The sequence below is a fragment of the Actinomycetospora chlora genome (assembly GCF_039542135.1).
In the GTDB taxonomy this organism is placed as follows: Bacteria; Actinomycetota; Actinomycetes; order Mycobacteriales; family Pseudonocardiaceae; genus Actinomycetospora; species Actinomycetospora chlora.
This window is the reverse complement of record NZ_BAABHO010000001.1, coordinates 97,379-114,356: the sequence shown is the minus strand read 5'-3', so window position 1 is coordinate 114,356 and position 16,978 is coordinate 97,379. Positions and strand designations below refer to the sequence as shown.

The 16,978-nt window shown below is 77.2% G+C and carries 12 protein-coding genes; 4 read left to right on the top strand and 8 right to left on the bottom strand.

Annotation, left to right across the window (positions count from 1 at the left end; all coding sequences use genetic code 11):
- The first annotated feature begins 39 nt into the window (after positions 1-39).
- The 4 genes from ABD994_RS00470 to ABD994_RS00455 are packed head-to-tail and all read left to right on the top strand — an operon-like array spanning position 40 to position 4,068.
- Entirely contained in the window at positions 40-594 is a 555-nt protein-coding gene (locus ABD994_RS00470) for a sigma-70 family RNA polymerase sigma factor (protein WP_345410190.1), read from the top strand.
- Between the two features lie 38 nt (positions 595-632).
- Positions 633-1,373: a zf-HC2 domain-containing protein gene (locus ABD994_RS00465; protein ID WP_345410188.1), complete on the top strand. Its 741-nt coding sequence runs from the start codon at positions 633-635 to the stop codon at positions 1,371-1,373.
- A complete protein-coding gene (locus ABD994_RS00460) occupies positions 1,354-3,303 on the top strand; it encodes a cytochrome c oxidase assembly protein (RefSeq protein ID WP_345410186.1) in 1,950 nt (649 codons plus the stop codon). Before ABD994_RS00465 ends, ABD994_RS00460 begins: the two co-directional genes overlap by 20 nt.
- Before the next feature lie 33 nt (positions 3,304-3,336).
- On the top strand, positions 3,337-4,068 hold the full coding sequence (locus ABD994_RS00455; RefSeq protein ID WP_345410184.1) for a DsbA family protein: 732 nt from the start codon (positions 3,337-3,339) through the stop codon (positions 4,066-4,068).
- A gap of 190 nt (positions 4,069-4,258) precedes the next feature.
- On the opposite strand, the gene ABD994_RS00450 is transcribed toward ABD994_RS00455, so the two are convergent.
- From ABD994_RS00450 to ABD994_RS00415, 8 genes are read right to left on the bottom strand one after another with little or no spacing between them, the layout of a single operon-like run.
- Positions 4,259-6,469 carry a heavy metal translocating P-type ATPase gene (locus ABD994_RS00450; RefSeq protein WP_345410182.1) on the bottom strand — a complete coding sequence of 737 codons (2,211 nt, stop codon included), beginning with the start codon at positions 6,467-6,469 and terminating at the stop codon, positions 4,259-4,261.
- Positions 6,466-7,173: a vitamin K epoxide reductase family protein gene (locus tag ABD994_RS00445; protein WP_345410180.1), complete on the bottom strand. Its 708-nt coding sequence runs from the start codon at positions 7,171-7,173 to the stop codon at positions 6,466-6,468. The genes ABD994_RS00450 and ABD994_RS00445 overlap by 4 nt, the downstream gene beginning before the upstream one ends.
- Before the next feature lie 38 nt (positions 7,174-7,211).
- A complete protein-coding gene (locus ABD994_RS00440; protein ID WP_345410178.1) occupies positions 7,212-8,531 on the bottom strand; it encodes a beta-galactosidase in 1,320 nt (439 codons plus the stop codon).
- Positions 8,528-9,715 (bottom strand): acyltransferase family protein, encoded by a 1,188-nt coding sequence (locus tag ABD994_RS00435; protein ID WP_345410176.1) that lies wholly within the window; start codon positions 9,713-9,715, stop codon positions 8,528-8,530. Before ABD994_RS00435 ends, ABD994_RS00440 begins: the two co-directional genes overlap by 4 nt.
- Positions 9,712-11,391 (bottom strand): ArnT family glycosyltransferase, encoded by a 1,680-nt coding sequence (locus tag ABD994_RS00430; protein WP_345410174.1) that lies wholly within the window; start codon positions 11,389-11,391, stop codon positions 9,712-9,714. The genes ABD994_RS00435 and ABD994_RS00430 overlap by 4 nt, the downstream gene beginning before the upstream one ends.
- Complete coding sequence (locus ABD994_RS00425; protein ID WP_345410172.1) at positions 11,388-14,171, bottom strand: glycosyltransferase; 2,784 nt, start codon at positions 14,169-14,171, stop codon at positions 11,388-11,390. The genes ABD994_RS00430 and ABD994_RS00425 overlap by 4 nt, the downstream gene beginning before the upstream one ends.
- Positions 14,168-15,757, bottom strand: a complete 1,590-nt coding sequence (locus ABD994_RS00420) for a glycosyltransferase family 4 protein (RefSeq protein WP_345410169.1) — start codon at positions 15,755-15,757, stop codon at positions 14,168-14,170. The genes ABD994_RS00425 and ABD994_RS00420 overlap by 4 nt, the downstream gene beginning before the upstream one ends.
- Entirely contained in the window at positions 15,754-16,806 is a 1,053-nt protein-coding gene (locus ABD994_RS00415; protein WP_345410167.1) for a glycosyltransferase, read from the bottom strand. The genes ABD994_RS00420 and ABD994_RS00415 overlap by 4 nt, the downstream gene beginning before the upstream one ends.
- Positions 16,807-16,978: the final 172 nt, after the last annotated feature.

The window sequence follows — 16,978 nt, the reverse complement described above, 5'->3', positions numbered from 1 at the left end:
CGACCGCGCAGGGGAACGGGGCGAGGAGGAGGGCCGGGCGTGGACGACGCCGCCATCACCGAGCTCGCGCTGCGCGCCCGTGACGGGCACCGCGACGCGGCCGGCGCGTTCGTCGCGGCCACCCAGGCCCAGGTCCACCGGCTGCTCGTGCACCTCGCCGACCCCGGCGTCGCCGAGGAGCTCGCCCAGGAGACCTACGAGCGCGCGCTCGGCGCGCTGCGCCGCTACCGGGGCGACGCGCCGGCCCGCAGCTGGCTGCTCTCGATCGCGCGCCGGGTGGCCGCCGACCACCTGCGCCGCCGCGCCCGCCGTCCCGTCACCCCGGCCGAGCCCGCCGAGGACGACCGCCCCCTCGGCCGGGCGCCGCGGACGGACCCGGCGGAGGCGGTGGCGCTGCGCCACGCCCTCGACGACCTCGACGCCGACCGGCGCGAGGCGTTCGTGCTCACCCAGCTCGTCGGGCTGAGCTACGAGGAGGCCGCGACGGTGTGCCGCTGCCCGATCGGCACGATCCGCTCGCGGGTCGCCCGGGCCCGGGCCGACCTCGTCGACGCCCTGGGCGAGCCCGAGCGCTCCCGCCGTTCGTCGGGATGACCGGGAACCGTCGGGGGACCGTGGACGACCGGCACGGTATGGACTGTGACGCGTGCCGGGAGGCGGTGTCGGCGGCGCTGGACGGCGAGTCCGACGCCGCCGAGGCGGCCCGCGTGGACGCGCACCTCGCCGGTTGCGCGGCGTGCCGGGCGTGGCAGCACGACGCCGCCGCCGTCACCCGCCGGGCCCGCACGGGCGTCGCCGACGCCGGGCACGACCTCGTCGCGGGCGTCGCCGGGGCCGCGCCCGGTCCGGGGGTGCGCCGGTGGGGCGCGGCGGCGCGCGCCGGGCTGGGCGTCGTCGGGGCCGTGCAGGCCGTCGTCGGTGCGACCGCGCTGGTCGGCGCCGCTGCGCACCACGACGCCGACGCGATGACGGACCCGGCGATGGTGCTCGGCGCGGGGATGGCCCACGCCACGCACGAGAGCGCGGCGTGGAACCTCGCGCTCGGCGTCGCCTTCCTCGCCGGCGCGCTGTGGACCCGCCACCTCGCGGGCCTGCTGCCCGTGCTCGGCGCGTTCATCGCGGTGCTGGCCGTGCTCAGCGGGATCGACCTCGTCGCGGGGCGGGTCGAGCCGGCCCGGGTGGTGTCGCACGGCGTGCTCGTCGTCGGGTTCCTGCTCGGTCTCGCCGTCGTCCGCGCCGCCCCGCGCCCGGGTGCCGGCCCGTCCCCCGGCGGGCGGTGGCGCGCCCCGCGGCGCGCCGCACAGCACACCGCCCCACACGGCCCCCCGACCGCCACCGGCGCACCCTGGGAGCGTGAGTCCGACGTCGCGTGACGCGTCCGGGGGTGGGGCGAAGGACGCCCTCGCGCCGCCCGACGGAGCGAGGGGCGCCCTCGCTCCCGCCGTCCTCGCCCTCGTGGTGGCCGGCGTCGTCGTCGGGGTGCTCGTGCGCGGGGCGGCGCCGTTCGCGTCTCTGGGGGTCGACGCGCCGTCGGTCGCGGTCCGGGTGGCGACGCCGCTGGCCCGGCTGCTCGTGCTGCTCGCGGCCGGGACGTGCCTCGGCGGGCTGGTCGGCGCGCTCGTCGCCCGGCCCTCGACCGGCGGCGCGCGGGTGCTCGGCGCGCAGGGCTACCGGGCGGTGCGCCTGGCCGGGACCGCGGCCGCGGTGTGGGCCGTCGGCGCCCTGGTCGCCGCCGCGGGCGCCGTCCTCGGGGGCACCGGCGGCGACCCGCGCGTGCTCGCCGTGCCCGGCGCGTTCCTCGACGCCGCCGGCGCGCTCGAGGAGCCGATGGGCTTCCTCGTCGCCGCCGTCCTGGCCGCCGTCGTCGCCGTGGTGTGCCGGATGACGCTGTCGTGGCGCACGGCGGCCGGGATGGTGCCGCTCGCCGCGCTCGGGGTCGTTGCGCCGGTCGTCACCGGGCAGGTGGCGAGCGCCGGCGCCGGGCACGACATCGCCACCGACGCCGCGCTGCTCGCCGCGCTCGCGGCCGCGGTGTGGACGGGTCTCGCCGTGCTGGAGACGCTCGCCCCCGGGCCGGACCGCGCCGTGGCGGCGCGGGCACGGCCGGTGGCGCTGGCGGCGGCCGGCGTCGCGGTGGCCGTCGCCGCGGTCAGCGCCGTCGTCCTCGTCCGCGGTGCGTGGCTCTCGGTGCCGGGAGTGCTCGCGCTCGCGGGGCTCGCGCTGCTGGCCGTCGCGGCGGTGGCCACGTGGCGGGCCCGGGTGCCCGGCCCGGCGGTGCTCGTCCCCCTGCTGGCCGTGGCGGGGGCGGCGGCGCTGGCGGCGACCGAGCCGGCGCCGGCCTTCGGGGTGCCGACGACGATCCAGGAGACGCTGCTCGGCTACGTCCTCACGCCGCCGACGACGCTCGGCCTGCTCGGGCCCGGGCGGCTGAACCTGCTCTGGGCGGTCGTCGCCGTGGTGCTGGCGGGCGCCTACCTGCTCGGGGTGCGGCGGCTGCGCGCCCGGGGCGACGCGTGGCCGGTCGGGCGCACGGCCGCGTGGAGCGCCGGGTGCGCGCTGCTGGTGTGGGCCACGAGCTCGGGGCTGGGCGCGCACGCGATGGCGACGTTCAGCGCGCACATGGGCCTGCACATGCTGCTGTCGATGCTCGTGCCCGTGCTGCTGGTGCTCGGCGGCCCGGTGACGCTCGCGCTGCGCGCCCTGCCGGCCGGCGAGACCGTCGACGGCCCGCGGGACCGGCTGCTGTCGCTGGTCGACGCCCCGCTGCCGCGGCTGCTCACCCGGCCCGTGGTGGCACTGGTGCTGTTCGTCGGCTCGTTCTACGTCCTGTACTTCTCGCCGCTCTACGCCGACGCGCTGCCCTACCACTGGGCGCACCAGGCGATGTTCGTGCACTTCCTGCTGACCGGTTACCTGTTCTTCTGGCCGATCATCGGCGTGGACCGCTCGCCCCGCCCGCTGCCCCACCTCGGCCGGCTGGCGCTGCTGCTCGCGTCGATGCCGTTCCACGCGTTCTTCGGCGTCGCGCTCATGGGCGCGGCGACGGTGATCGGCGAGCAGTACTTCCGCCAGCTCGCGCTGCCGTGGGTGCCGGACCTGCTCGCCGACCAGTCCCTCGCCGGCGGTATCGCGTGGGCGTCCGGCGAGGCGCCGCTGCTCGTGGTGCTCGTGGCGCTGCTCGTGCAGTGGTCACGCGCCGACCAGCGCGACGCCACCCGCCGCGACCGCCACGCCGACCGTGACGGCGACGCCGACCTCGCGGCGTGGAACGCCATGCTCGCGGACCTGGCCCGGCGTCGCTGAGACCTGCTCCCCCACACCAGGAGGTTCCCCCCCATGGCCACGCGCTCCAAGCGCCCCGCTCCGGCGACGACGAAGCCGAAGACGTCCTCGCGGACGCCCATGATCGTCGGGGTCGCGGTGGTGCTGCTCGTCGCGATCGTCGTGATCGGCGGCGTCCTGCTCTCCGGCAACTCGTCGGAGGGCCAGGGCCAGGCGATCCCGGTCGCCCCGGCGCCGGCGCAGTACGCGACGACGGTCGCCGGCGGCGTCGTCACCGCGGGCGGGGCGGCCCCGCACACGATCGACCTCTACGAGGACGCCCAGTGCCCGGCGTGCCAGTCGTTCGAGGAGAGCTACGGCCCCCGCATCGCCCAGGCGATCGCCGCCGGGCGCGTCCAGGTGCGCTTCCACATGGTGAACCTGCTCGACCAGCGCTCGAACCCGCCCGGCTACTCCACCGCCGGCGGCAACGCGATGATCTGCGCCGCGGAGAACAACGCCTTCCCGGCCGTGCACACCAGCCTCTACGCCGCCCAGCCGCCCGAGGGCGGGCGCGGCTACGACACCGGCCAGCTCGTCGACCTCGGCCAGCGTGCCGGCGCCGGCCCGGGCTACGCCGACTGCGTGACGAGCAACCGCCACGGCGCCGAGATCGCCGCGAACTTCCAGCAGGCCTCGACCGACCCGGCCCTGCAGCGCCAGGGCTCCTTCGGCACGCCGACCATCGTCGTCGACGGCAAGCTGCTCCAGCAGCAGAGCGGCGACCTCGACGCGGTCCTGGGCTGACCGCTGCGCACCCGAGATCACCAGGCCGACAGGCACTCGCGGGGGTCCGCTCACGGATGTCCTGACCCGGCGCCCAGGGTGCACCACGTACTCCTGATCACCAGGCCGGCCCGACGAACTCCCGCGCTCAAGATCACCAGGTCGAAAGGCACCGCTCGGATGCCGGGTCAGGTGGCTTTCGACCTGCTGATCACCGGGAGGGGCCGCGCAGGCGCAGGCTCGACGACACGACGAGCAGCGACGACAGCGCCATGGCGAGGCCCGCGAGGAGCGGGTTGAGCAGGCCGGCGACGGCGAGGGGGATCGCCGCGACGTTGTAGCCGAACGCCCAGCCGAGGTTCACGCGGATCGTCCGGTGCGTGGCGCGGGCGAGCGCGAGGGCCTCGGGGACAGCCGTGAGGTCGTCGCGCACGAGGATGACGTCGGCGGCCTCGAGCGCGACGTCGGTGCCGGTGCCGACGGCGAGGCCCAGGTCGGCGGCGGCGAGGGCGGGGCCGTCGTTGACACCGTCGCCCACCATCGCCACGACCGCGCCGGCCGCCCGCCGCTCCGCCAGGAACGCGAGCTTCCCCTCGGGCAGGACGCCGGCGACCACCTCGTCGATCCCCACGGCGTCGGCGACCGTGCGGGCCGCGCGCTCGTGGTCGCCGGAGAGCAGCACCGGGTGCAGGCCGGCCGCGCGCAGCGCCGCGACGGCCGGGGAGGCGCTGGGCTTCACCTCGTCGGCGAGCACCACCGCGCCGCGCACGACGTCGTCCCACCCGACGGCGACGACCGTGTGCCCCGCGGCCTCGGCCCCCGACCACGCCCCCGCCAGCGCGGACGGCACCCCACCGGAGAACAGGTCGACGCGCCCCACCGTCACCGTCACCCCGTCGACCACCGCCCGGGCACCGAGCCCGGGCAGGGCGACGAAGTCCTCGGGCTCGGGGGGCAGCGCCGCGGCCTCCGCGACGATCGCCGCCGCGATGGCGTGCTCCGAGCCCCGCTCGACGGCCGCCGCGCGCTCCAGCACCGGACCGGGGCCCAGGACGGCCACCACCGCCATCCGCCCGGTGGTCAGCGTCCCGGTCTTGTCGAGGACGACGGTGTCGACGCGGCGGCTGGTCTCCAGCGCGTGGTGCCCCTTGAGGAAGATGCCCCGCCGGGCGCCGCGGCCCGAGGCGACGACCATCGCCATCGGCGTCGCCAGCCCGAGCGCACAGGGGCAGGCGATGACGAGCACCGCCAGGGCCGGCGAGAACGCGCGCGCGACGTCGCCGGTCCCGAGCCACCAGCCCAGGCCGGTGAGCAGCGCGAGCACGACGACCGCCGGCACGAACCACGCCGAGATGCGGTCGACGAGGCGCTGGACGTCGGCCTTGTCGGCCCGGGCGTCGCGGACCAGGCGCACCATGCCCGCCAGCGCCGTGGCCTCCCCGACGGCGGTGGCCTCGACGACGAGGCGCCCCGAGGTGGCGACGGTGCCGCCGACCACCCGGTCGCCCGCCCCGACGTCCTCGGGCACCGGCTCACCGGTCAGCATGCTGCGGTCCACCGCCGAGCGCCCGGACACCACGCGCCCGTCCGCGGCGACCTTCTCGCCCGGCCGCACCACGAACCGCGCCCCGACGCCCAGCTCCGCCACCGGGATGCGCCGCTCGGCGCCGTCCTCGTCGAGCACGGCGACGTCGCGGGCCGCGAGCCGCGCCAGCGCCGCCAGCGCGTCCCCTGACGCCCGCCGCGCCCGGCGCTCGACGTAGCGCCCGGCGAGCACGAACGTCGTCACCCCGGCCGCGACCTCGAGGTACACCGGCCCCGCCGGGTGCAGCAGCAGCTCCCAGGTGCTGCCCGTGGGCGCCACGGACGCGCCGAGGAGCACGGCGCCCAGCGACCACACGGTCGCGGCGGCGATCCCGAGCGACACCAGCGTGTCCATCGAGCTCGTGCCGCGGCGCAGCCCCGCCAGCGCCCGGCGGTGCAGCGGCCACGCCGACCAGAGCACCACCGGCGCGGCCAGCGCGGCGAGCAACCACGGCCAGCCGGGGAAGCGCAGCGAGGGCACGGCGGTCATCGCCAGCGCGAGGTCGGCGACGGGCACGAAGAGCGCCGCCGCCACGACCAGCCGGCGCCAGAGATCGCGCAGCTCGGCGTCGTCGGCCGGTTCCTCAGCCGGATCCGACGGCGGCCGCGCGGGCCGCGCGGTGTAGCCGAGCTTCCCGACGGTGTCGACGACGGTCGCGGTGGTGACCTCCGGCGAGCTGATGACGACGCGCGCGCCCTCGGCGGCGTAGTCGACCGACGCGTCGACGCCGTCGAGGCGGTTGAGCCGGCGCTCGATGCGCGCCGCGCACGCGGCGCAGCTCATCCCGCCGATCTCGAGGTCGAGGACCGTGTCGGCGGACGGGAGGGTGGAGGTCACAGGCCCACCAGCCCGGCCGCCCAGGCCGGGAACGTGGCCACGATCGCGACGACGATCGCCAGGTACCAGGCGGCGAGCCCCCAGCCGTGCCGGCGCGCGAAGCCCGGGCCCGCCGGGGCGCCGCCGAGGTTCCCCGCGCGCAGGTCGGCCACCGTGGTGAACCAGAACATCGCGATCACCGCGACCCAGGCCACCATGCACCACGGGCAGAGCGCGCCGATCACCACGAGGCTCTGGACGATCAGCCAGTGCGCGAACAGCAGGCCGAGCGTCGTGCCGGCCTGCAGGCCCCACCACGCCCAGCGGGGCAGCGCCACGCCGCCGAGCAGCAGGGCGCCCATCGCGGCGGCGACGGGGAAGGTCAGCAGGCCGATCACGGGGTTCGGGAACCCGAGCACCGACGCCTGCCAGGTCTTCATGATCGTGCCGCACGCCAGGACCGGGTCGATGCTGCAGGACGGCACGAACGCCGGGTCCTCGAGCAGCGCGATCTTGTCGAGGAGCAGGACCAGCGCGACGACGGCGCCGACCAGCCCGCCGGCGAGCAGCACGGCGCCGACCGCCCGCTGCGGCACGACCTCCGCGGTCGGGGCCTCGTGCCGCGCCTCCATCACGTCCACGCCCCCATCGTCCCCCTCCCGGGCACGGGCGGCGACGACGGGCAGGACGTCGGTGGGCGCGGCGGAGAGCGGTGTCGTGGCCATCACGCTGCGGGTCGTCGGGGCGGCGGGCGGAGTTCCCGTCAGGCCGATGACGTGATCGCCCCGACGTAGTCGGCCGGCGTCACCCCGGACCGCGGGGTGTGCAGGTCCTCCTCGAACGCGAGGGTGAACGCCGCCAGGCCGCAGGCGCGGGCGTAGGCGGGGGCGCGGCGGACCTGCTCGATCTCGGGGTCGGAGTCGGGGACGCCGCCGGTCGTGCCGCCGGGGGGCCCGGGGTTCTCGCCCACCACCGCCAGCCCGGCCCGGGCGGCCTGGGCGCGGGCGAAGCGCAGGTTCGACCAGCGTTCGACGCGGGTCGTCGGGTCCAGCGACGTCGCGGCGTCCTCGGGGGTGCAGAGGTCCTCGGGCGGGTCGAGCGCCCGCGCGCGGACGGCGGAGGCGTCGTCGACCGAGGTGAGGTCGACGACGACCGCGCCGGGCACCGCCTCGGCCAGGGCCGGCATCGCGGCGACGTGGTCGAGCCCGCGGCCCAGCGACCCGTCCCGGTCGCCGTGGCCGTCGAGCAGCGTGCCGACCGCCACCGACCGGTCGGCGGGCAGCACCCCGCGCCCCGCGGTGGGCAGGTGCACCTCGCCGGCGAAGCCCGCCGCCCGCAGCACCGTGGCCTGCCCCGCGAGCGCGGTCACGAGCGCCCCCGAGTACCAGCCGAACCACCGCGACGCGTCGGCGGCGGTCACCGCGCGGCCCTGCCACGCGGCGGTGCCCGGCACCCAGCCCGGCAGCGGCGTCCGGGCCTGGCCCGGCGCCAGGTCGGCGCCGGTCTGGGCGGGCGCGCCGAACGCCCACCAGGAGTTGAGGCCGTACCCGGACTCCTGCGGGCCCGGGTAGCCGATCTCGCCCGCGGCGCTGGTGCCCACCCGGATGCCGGTGAGGCGGGCGGCGGGGACGGCGGCGACGAGCCGGGTCAGGTAGTCGTCGAGGGCGGCGCGGGGGGCCGCGGCGAACACGAGGTCCAGCCCGCCGGTCCGCGGGGCCGCGCCGCGCTGGTCGCGCAGCAGGGCGTCGGGCAGCGCGCGCACCCACGACGGCGGGTACTGCGTGCCCGTCCCCAGCACGACCCGCCGGCCCGCGTCGAGGCACCGGCCGACGCGGGCGGCGAGCTCGGCCACCGCGCCCGGGTCGAACGCGCCGGGCACCGGCTGCAGCCGGTCCCAGTAGGCCTCGACCACCGACACGGTCAGGCCCGCGTCGCGCTGGGCGGCGAGCCGGTCGGGCGCGCAGGTCGAGTCGACGACGCCCCACGCGGGCTCCGCGGCGGGAGCGGCGTAGGACGGGCACGCCGCGCCGGTGAGGAGCACGCCCACGAGCGCCACGGCGAGCGCCGGCCCGACGCGTCTCACCGTCCGGTCCGGGCGCCCGCCGACCCGGGGGACGCGGCCCGCTCCTCGACCGCCTCCTCCGTGCGCTCGGTGACGGGCTCGGCCGGTGCCCGGCGCGGCCGCTTGACCAGCGAGCGCATGATCCGTTGCCCGGGCCGCTCGACGAGCACGAACGCGAGCCAGCCGCACACCAGCACGCCGACGAGGAGCAGGACGATCCCGAGCCAGCCCCAGGCACCGGGGAACGTCCGCGGGTTGATCAGCAGCGACGACCCGAGCAGCCACGGCACGTGGGTGAGGAACACCGCGACGCTCAGCTCGCCGGCGAGCATGCTGAAGCGCGTCGACAGCACGCGGTCCAGCCACCCGCGCTCCTCGCCGAGGGCGAGCACCGTCAGACCGGCGACCGGCAGGGCGTACATCGTCGACAGGCCCAGGTTCGAGGTCAGCACGATGAGCCCGAACCCGGCGAGCGCCAGGGGGCCGGTGACCCGCCCGGCGAGCTCGGGCAGGCGCCGGTCGACGTGGAGCAGCTGCTGCAGGCACGCCCCGGCGAGGAAGAAGCCGATCGCCCGCGGCAGCGGCATGGCGTAGGTGATCGTCCCGTCGTCGAACCCGATGACCGAGTAGGCCACCAGCGGGATCGCGCACGCCACGAGGTAGCCGACCACCACGGCCGTGCGGGTGCGCAGCGCGAGCACCAGCGGCTGGAGCAGCGGGATGAGCAGGTAGCACAGCCACTCCGCCGACAGCGACCACACGGGCCCGTTCCAGGTCAGGGCGTCGGCGCCGCCCCAGCCGGAGGTCAGCGTGAGCTGGCGGAGCAGGTCGACGCCCAGGTCGCCCCCGTGCGGGATCTCGCGGCCGATCGCCCGCGCGCCGAGCACGGCGCCGACCAGCACGGCGAGCACCGCCAGGTGCACCGGGTAGAACCGCGACAGGCGGGCCCACAGGAACCGGCCGTAGACACTCCAGCCGGGCCAGCGCGCGAAGACCGTGCGGTAGCCGGCGGTGACCACGAAGCCGGACAGCACGAAGAACAGGTCCAGCGCGACGTAGGCGTGGTGCCAGATCGGCAGGAAGAAGCCCCGGGTCGCCGGCGCCAGCGCGATCGCGAACGGAGCCAGGTGCACCGCCACCACCACGAGGGCGAGGTAGCCGCGGATGCCCACCAGGCTCTGGATCAGACCCTTGCCCCGGCTCATCGCGGCGGCCCCGGGGCGACCGGCGGGGTGCCGTCGAGCGGCTGGTTGAGGTCGTAGAGCCGCAGGTCCCCGGCCGTGCGCCCGTGCGCGGTGAACACGAGCGTGTAGCGGCGGGCGAGCTCGTCGAGCAGTTCGGGCGGGGCGGGGGCGAGGCCCTGCTCGGTCAGCTCGGTCGAGACCAGCGCGTAGCGGGAGAACGTCCGCCGCGCCGAGTCGATCGAGTCCAGCTCGTGGATGCCGTAGCCCGGCAGCACGAACTGGGCGGTGTGCTCCCCGACCGCGATCTCGTTCTGGACGTCGATGGTCGCGTACATGTACTCCACCAACCGGAGATAGGTGTCGTCGCGATCGGTCCGCAGCGTCGACCAGATGATCGCCGAGGACGTCAGCACGAGGGTCACGACGACGGTCAGGGCGATGCGGGCGCCGGTGCGCCACGACGCCATCTGCGTGACCAGCATGGCCACGACCACCGTCGACGGGACCGCGAGCAGGTAGAACGTCTGCTCCTCGACCTCGCCGAGGCCGAACGTGTAGACGATCGCGGCGAGCACCCCGGCCAGCCAGCAGGTCAGCAGGCCGAGGTCGTCGCCGTCGCCGCGCAGGGCGTGCGACCCGTGCGTGCCCTCCCGCCCGACGCGCAGCGAGCGCCAGCCGATGAGCAGGTAGGACGGGAAGAACCACACGCCCTGGGCCAGCAGCCGGTCGGTGAACGACGACGAGTGCGGGGCGTTGAAGCCGGTCTGCTTGATGATCCCGACCGCGCGCAGCGTCCCGGCGATCGTCTGGTCGAACCACGGCCCGACGTTGCCGGTGGCGAGCACCCAGACGACGTACGTCGCGTAGACCGAGGCCTGCACGGCGAGGACGCCGAGCGCCTCGCGGCGTCGCAGCCCCCACGACGTGACGAACATGATCAGCAGCGGGAACGCGGTGATGAGCGCGGCGGTGCTCTTCGTCGTGATCGCGATGCCCCACGCGACGCCGCCGACGGCGAACCAGGCCAGGCGGGCGCTCCGGGACGTCCGGTCGACCGCCACCAGCAGCGCGAGGACGCCGGCGAGGATGCCGAACATCATCGGCGCCTCGAGCATCAGGCGGCTGTCGAAGCGCACGACGAACGGGTCGAGGGCGTAGACGAGCCCGGCCAGCAGGGCGGCCCACGGCCCGACGACGCGGCGGGCGATGCCCACGACGAGCAGGACGTTCGCCGCGGCGAACACCAGCTCGACCGGCCGCAGACCGAGCACGAACTCGACCGTCATGTGGTCCACGGGCTGGCCGATGACCAGCCCGAGGAGCGCGAAGAGCAGGGGCGGGTGCAGGAAGAACGGCTCGTCGAAGAGCTCGGGGCCGTGCCCCGCGGCGAACGAGTTGCCGACGTCGGCGTACTGGATCTCGTCCATGAACAGCTCGTACGCCGTGCCCTGGTGCCAGGCGCGCAGCGCGACGGTGGCCCCGGCGAGCAGTCCCAGGAGCACCCAGAACAGCACCCGGCTCCCGGGGCCGGGCCCCTCCTGGCGGTCCCGCACGGTGCGGCGGTCGCCCCGGCCCGCGGCCGGGGGCTCGGGATCGCGCTCGGGGTGCAGGGTGCGCGTGATGGGGTCGCGGGCGGGCCGCTCGGTGAGCGGCACGAGCGCGGTGAGGGAGCCGCTGCGGGCGGCGCCGGCGGTCATGACGAGTCCTCCCGGGGGAGCGCGACGGGTCGCGGGAAGCGGGTCGTGACGTCTGCGGTGTCGGGGGTCTCCTCGCCGGTGGTCTCCTCGGGGTGCTCGCCCGGCCGCCCGGCCGCGGCGCGCAGGACGGCGGCCTGGGCGCGGGCCAGCGCGTCCCAGTCGTGGACGGCGGCGATCGCGGGACCACGCTCCGCGGCGCGCTCGCGCAGGCCCTCGCAGCGCGCGACCGCGGCCAGGGCCGTGGCCAGGGCCGTCACGTCGGCCCCGTGGTCACCGGTGTAGGGCACGAGCACGCCCGCCTCGGGGGCGACGACCTCGCGCAGGCAGGGGATGTCGTAGGCGACGACGGCGGTGCCGCAGGCCAGGGCCTCGGCGGCGACGATGCCGAAGGTCTCGAAGCGCGACGGCACGACGGCCAGGCGCGCGTTGGCGACGAGGTCGTACTTCTCCTCGCCGGCCACCCAGCCCGCGAAGTGCACGGAGTCGGCGACGCCGTGGCCCTCGGCCCGCGCGCGCAGCGCGGCCTCGTCGGGCCCGGTGCCGGCCAGCACGAGCCGGCCGCCGACCTTCCCCGCGACGCGCGCCCACGCGTCGACGAGCAGGTCGAGGCCCTTCTGCGCGGTCTCGAGCCGCCCGACGAACACGACGTCGGTGCCCTCGCCGCGCCGGCGCGGGCGGAACGCCTCGGCGTCGACGCCGTTGCCGATGACCGCGATCTCCGCGCGGCGGTTGGTCGCCCGCAGCGCGTCGGCCACGCCCTGCGACATCCCGACGAACCGCCGGTGGCTGCGCACCCCGAGGTGCTGCACCCAGTGCACCGGCACCCGGTACTGCGCCGCCTTCTCGCGGGCGTTGAGCCACTGGACGATCGCGACGGTGGGCGCGGGCGACCACCACGGCACGGCGAGGGAGGAGATCGGGGCGAAGAAGTCCTCGACCACCACGTCGGCCTCGACACAGCGCACGAACCACGGCACGCCGGCCACGTAGCCGAGCAGGCGGGTCAGGCGGTTCGCGCCCCGGCCGGTGTGCACCCAGCGCAGCGACCCGTCGCCGAGGTACTCGGTCCGGTCGCGGGCGCCGGGCCAGCCCTGGACGACGACGGTGAGGTGGTGCCCGTCCGCGGCCAGGCGCCGGTCGATCTCGGCGGTGCGCTTGGCCCCGCCGCCCGAGCCCGGCATCTCCGGGTCCTCGAACGCCAGGTGCAGCACGTGCAGCCCCGCGGGTGACGACCGGAGCGCGCCCCGCGGGTCGGCCGCAGCGCGCACCCGCCCGGCCAGCGCGGGCAGCCCCACCACGACCATCCCGACGACGACGACCGCGGGCAGCCACAGCACCATCAGCCCGCGCGTGAGCTCGAGCAGCCCCAGCACGACGGCGGCGTAGAGCACGCCGCGCGCCGCCGACCAGCCCAGGCCCACCCCGGCCCGCCCGGCACGCGGGCGCCGGGGGAACCCGAGGACGGCCAGCGCCAGCGACCCGGCGAGCGCGCCGGCGGCGGCACCGACCGCGAGCCCCGCGGCGCCGGCGCGCAGGCCGAGCGCCACCCCGGCACCGGGCGCGACGGCCGCGAGCACCAGGGCGACGGCCAGCGAGCGGCGGGCGCCCACGGCGAGGAGCAGCGTCGCCAGCACGGTCGTCGCGCCCAGACCGAGGCCGGCGGCCGCGAGCGGGCCGAGCAGCGCCACCGACGGCGCGTAGGCGGCCGGCAGGACGAGGCCGACGATCGCGGCCGGCACCGTCGCGACCACCGCGGCGGCCGGCACGGCGAGGCGCACGAACGTCGTCAGCGCGTCGCGCAGGGCGCGGTCGCGGGCCTCCTCGGCCCCGTGCCGGGGCAGCGCGCGCAGCACCGGGAAGCTGACCAGCGCGGTCCCGACGGCGACGTAGACCGGCGCCTTGGCCAGCGTCGCGACGGCCTGGTAGCCCGCCGCGGCGACCACGCCGACCCGCGGGTCGTCGGCGACCGCGGCGACCGCGACGACGTCGGCGACCGCGAGGCCCGAGAGCACGAGCTGGACGGCCGCGACGCCGCCGGTCTCGGCCCAACGCGCCCGGTCGGTGAGCACGCGGCGGGCGCGGGCGAGCCCGGCGTCGGTGGGAGCGAGGGATTCCCTCGCGCCACCCACCCGCGCGCGCCCGGCGGCGAGCAGCACGACGACCGCGCCGGCGGCGAAGGCGCCGATCGCCCCGGCCGCCCCGGCGCCCAGCAGCACGACCCCGACGCTGACCACCAGCCGCACCGCGACCTCGGCGACGGTGAGCAGGGCGTAGCGCACGAAGCGCGACTCGCCCTGCAGGCGGCCCCAGACCGGGGCGATCGCGAACAGCGACCACGCCGCGGCGCCGGCGGCCAGGGCCGTCACCGCGGCCGCGAAGCCGGCGGTGACCGCGCCGAGCACGAGCCCGGCGACGAGCCCGACCAGCACGGACACCCCGCGCGCGAACACCAGGGCATCGCGGCGCGCGGCGCTGCCGGCGGGGTGGGCGCGCACGACGTGGGCGAGCGGCAACGGCACGAGCGCCGCCGACGCCACGCCGGCCGTGCCGACGAGCGCGGCGGCGCCGGCGAAGGCGGTGTACTCCGCGGGCGCGAGCAGGTGCGCCATGACGAGCGTGCAGGCGTAGCTCAGCAGCCCGACGAGGCCGGCCGAGGCCGACAGGAGGGTGGCGTGCCCGCCGGTGGCGGCCCCCGAGGCGGCCGGCGGGGTGCCCGCCCCGGTCACGGCCGGGTCGACGGCCGCGACCGGGGGGACGATCTCGGGGGCGACCCCGGTCATCGGCCCGCGCCGCGCGCCGCGGCGCGGGCGGCACGGGACTCGACGAGGGCGGGGCCACCGAGCAGCTCGTGGCGTGACGCGAGGCGCACGCGCGGATCGACCGCGCCGATGCGGGCGAGCACCGCGAGCGCGTCGACCTCGTCGCAGCCGCGCAGCAGGGCCGTCACCTCGCCGCCGGGCCCGGACCCCCGCACCGCGCACTCGTCGGTGAGGCGCAGCGCCGCGGCCGCGGCGGCCGGGTCGTCGTGGGTGAAGCGGGCCAGCACCGTCATGTCCGAGCGGGCCTGCCGGCGGGTCGCCGCCCGGCGCAGCGCCGAGCGGTCGGCCGGGGGCAGGTGCGTCTCCTCGGCCCCGGAGCGGTGGAACGCGCTGACCTCGGAGACGACGACGCCGGCCAGCAGCTCGGCGGAGCGGTCCCACGTGAAGCAGCCCGCCCAGGCGCGGCAGTCGTCGGCCACCTCGCGGGCCCGCGCGGGGTCGGCCAGCTCGCGCAGCACGCGGGGCAGCGCGGCGGCGAGGTCGTCGACGCCGTCGACCATCCAGCCGGTGGCGCCGTCGACCACGGAGTCGCGGATGCCGGGCGCCCGCAGCGCCAGGCAGGGCACGCCCTCGGCGGCCGCCTCGAGCACGACGATGCCCCAGCCCTCGCCCTCGGAGGTGCTCGTGGTCAGCCAGGCGCGGCTCATCAGGGCGTCGCGCTCGTCGTCCGGCAGCCGGCCGTGGAAGCGCACCACCCGCGCGAGCCCGAGCTCGACGGCCATCCGCCGCAGCGCGGTGAGCTCGGGCCCGCCGCCGATGACCTCGACGGCGAGGTCGGGGACGTCGGGCAGGGCGGCCGAGACGGCCTGCAGCAGCAGGTCGAGGCGCTTGTGGGGCACCAGGCGGCTGGTGACGACGATCGTCGGCGTCGCCGCGCGCAGCGACTCGCGGGGCGTCTCGTCGACGCGGTCGATGCCGCCGTTGGGCACGACCTCGATGACGTCGGCGATCTTCAGCCGGCGCCGCAGCTCCTGGCGGGTCGACGCGGAGACCGCGACGGTGCGGCGCCCGCGGTAGACCCGGCGCGCGACGCGGCCCTCGAGCAGGCGCCCGACGGCGGCGCCCGTGGGCGAGAAGCGGGTGGCGAACTGGTCCTGGTGGACGTGGTGCACCACCTGGACGACCGGGACGTCGCCGCGGGTGAACAGTGGTGAGAAGAACGGGATGCCGTTCTGGCAGTCGACGATGGCGTCAAACCCGCCGCCGCGGCGGACGAGGTCCATCGCGGCCCGGACATACACCGACAGCGCCCCGCCGGCACGGTGGATGCGGACGCCGTCGATCTCGTCGCGGGCCGACTGGCCGGCGTCGCGCGCGGTCAGCCAGGTGACCTCGGCGCCCGCGGCGACCCAGCGCTTCGAGATCTCGTGGGCGTAGGCCTCGGCGCCGCCGGCCTGCGAGTGCCGGACGTCGCGCCAGTTGAGGACGAGGAGTCGCCGGCCGGCCAGCCGGCTCAGCGCGCGGCCGCCGACGAGGACGGCTTCGCCGGTGGTGCGGTCGGTGGGGGTCCCCGCGGTGGGGTCGAGGGACGGGACGGTCGTGGTCATGCGGGGCTCCCGGCGGCGGCACGGTAGGTCGGGGTCGGGGTCGGGGTCGGGGTGTGGGACGGGCGGGCGTCACTCGGGCTCTCGGGGCGCCCGCCCCCGAGCTGGGCGTGCAGCCGCGCGACGGCGCTGAAGGCGGCGACCCCGTCGCGGACCGGGCTGAAGCTCGAGCCGGCGACGTCGGTCCAGGTCACGGAGATCTCGGCGATGCGGCCGCCGTCGTCGCGGACGTGGCGCAGCAGCTCGACGTCGAAGGCGAACCCGACCGACCGGGACCGCCACAGCGCCGACTGCACGGCGGCGCGGTCGAAGAACTTGAAGCCGCACTGGGTGTCGTGCACCCCCGGCAGCAGCGGCCGCGACAGCGCGCGGAAGGCGGCGCCGCCGAGGCGGCGGCCCAGGGGCTGGCGGCCCGCGATCTGCGCCCCCGGCGCGTGGCGCGAGCCGATCGCGGCGGCCGCGCCGGCGCGCAGGGCCTCCATGACCGGCAGGAACGTCTCCAACGGCGTCGAGAGGTCGGCGTCGGTGAAGCCGACGAAGCGCGACCGGCTGGTGCGCAGCCCGCGGTACACCGCGGCTCCCTTGCCGGCCTTCGAGCAGCCGATGGCGACGACCTCGACGCACCAGCCGGTGGCGACGTTGCAGGCGCGGCCGTCGACGGCCAGCACCGAGGCGGCGGTGTCGTCGACGCTGCCGTTGTCGACCACCACGACGCGCGAGGTCCACGGCTGCTCGGAGAGGAACGCGACCATCGCGGTGAGGGTCGCGGGCAGGCGCCCGGACTCGTTGTACGCCGGGATGATCACCTCGAGGTCCACGGGGCTGCGCAGGCCCCGCGGGTCGCGGCCGTCCTCCGGGCCCGCCGCGCCGTGACGGGCGGCCGCGGCGAGCGCGTCGCTCGCCTCCGACACGAGGACGGCCACCTCGCCCACGACGGCCTCGTCGACGGCGTCGACGAGCTCCGAGTGCCCGACGCCGGCGGCGACCTCGGCGGGGCCCAGTCCCCGGTCCAGGTCACGTGCGGGCGGTAGGGCTGGATGCGGTGCGGTCATGTCGCTCACCGGCTCTACTGCGTTCTGCACCCCCCAGGTATCGACCAGACAGCCCAACGCTTAACCCATCTGCTGCGCGGCTGTTCGGCGTATCGAGCGTTGATTCCCCTGGTCGAACGGTGGGCGTGGTCCGATCGGGCCGCATCGGCTCGCCAAAAGGTGTGCCCCTTCG

What these genes read in the sequence shown, in the direction of transcription:
- ABD994_RS00415 (WP_345410167.1), bottom strand. Translation starts at nt 16,806, where the DNA reads ATGACCGCACCGCATCCAGCCCTACCGCCCGCACGTGACCTGGACCGG.
- ABD994_RS00430 (WP_345410174.1), bottom strand. Translation starts at nt 11,391, where the DNA reads ATGACCGCCGGCGCCGCCCGCAGCGGCTCCCTCACCGCGCTCGTGCCG.
- ABD994_RS00465 (WP_345410188.1), top strand. Translation starts at nt 633, where the DNA reads ATGGACTGTGACGCGTGCCGGGAGGCGGTGTCGGCGGCGCTGGACGGC.
- ABD994_RS00455 (WP_345410184.1), top strand. Translation starts at nt 3,337, where the DNA reads ATGGCCACGCGCTCCAAGCGCCCCGCTCCGGCGACGACGAAGCCGAAG.
- ABD994_RS00420 (WP_345410169.1), bottom strand. Translation starts at nt 15,757, where the DNA reads ATGACCACGACCGTCCCGTCCCTCGACCCCACCGCGGGGACCCCCACC.
- ABD994_RS00425 (WP_345410172.1), bottom strand. Translation starts at nt 14,171, where the DNA reads ATGACCGGGGTCGCCCCCGAGATCGTCCCCCCGGTCGCGGCCGTCGAC.
- ABD994_RS00435 (WP_345410176.1), bottom strand. Translation starts at nt 9,715, where the DNA reads ATGAGCCGGGGCAAGGGTCTGATCCAGAGCCTGGTGGGCATCCGCGGC.
- ABD994_RS00445 (WP_345410180.1), bottom strand. Translation starts at nt 7,173, where the DNA reads ATGGCCACGACACCGCTCTCCGCCGCGCCCACCGACGTCCTGCCCGTC.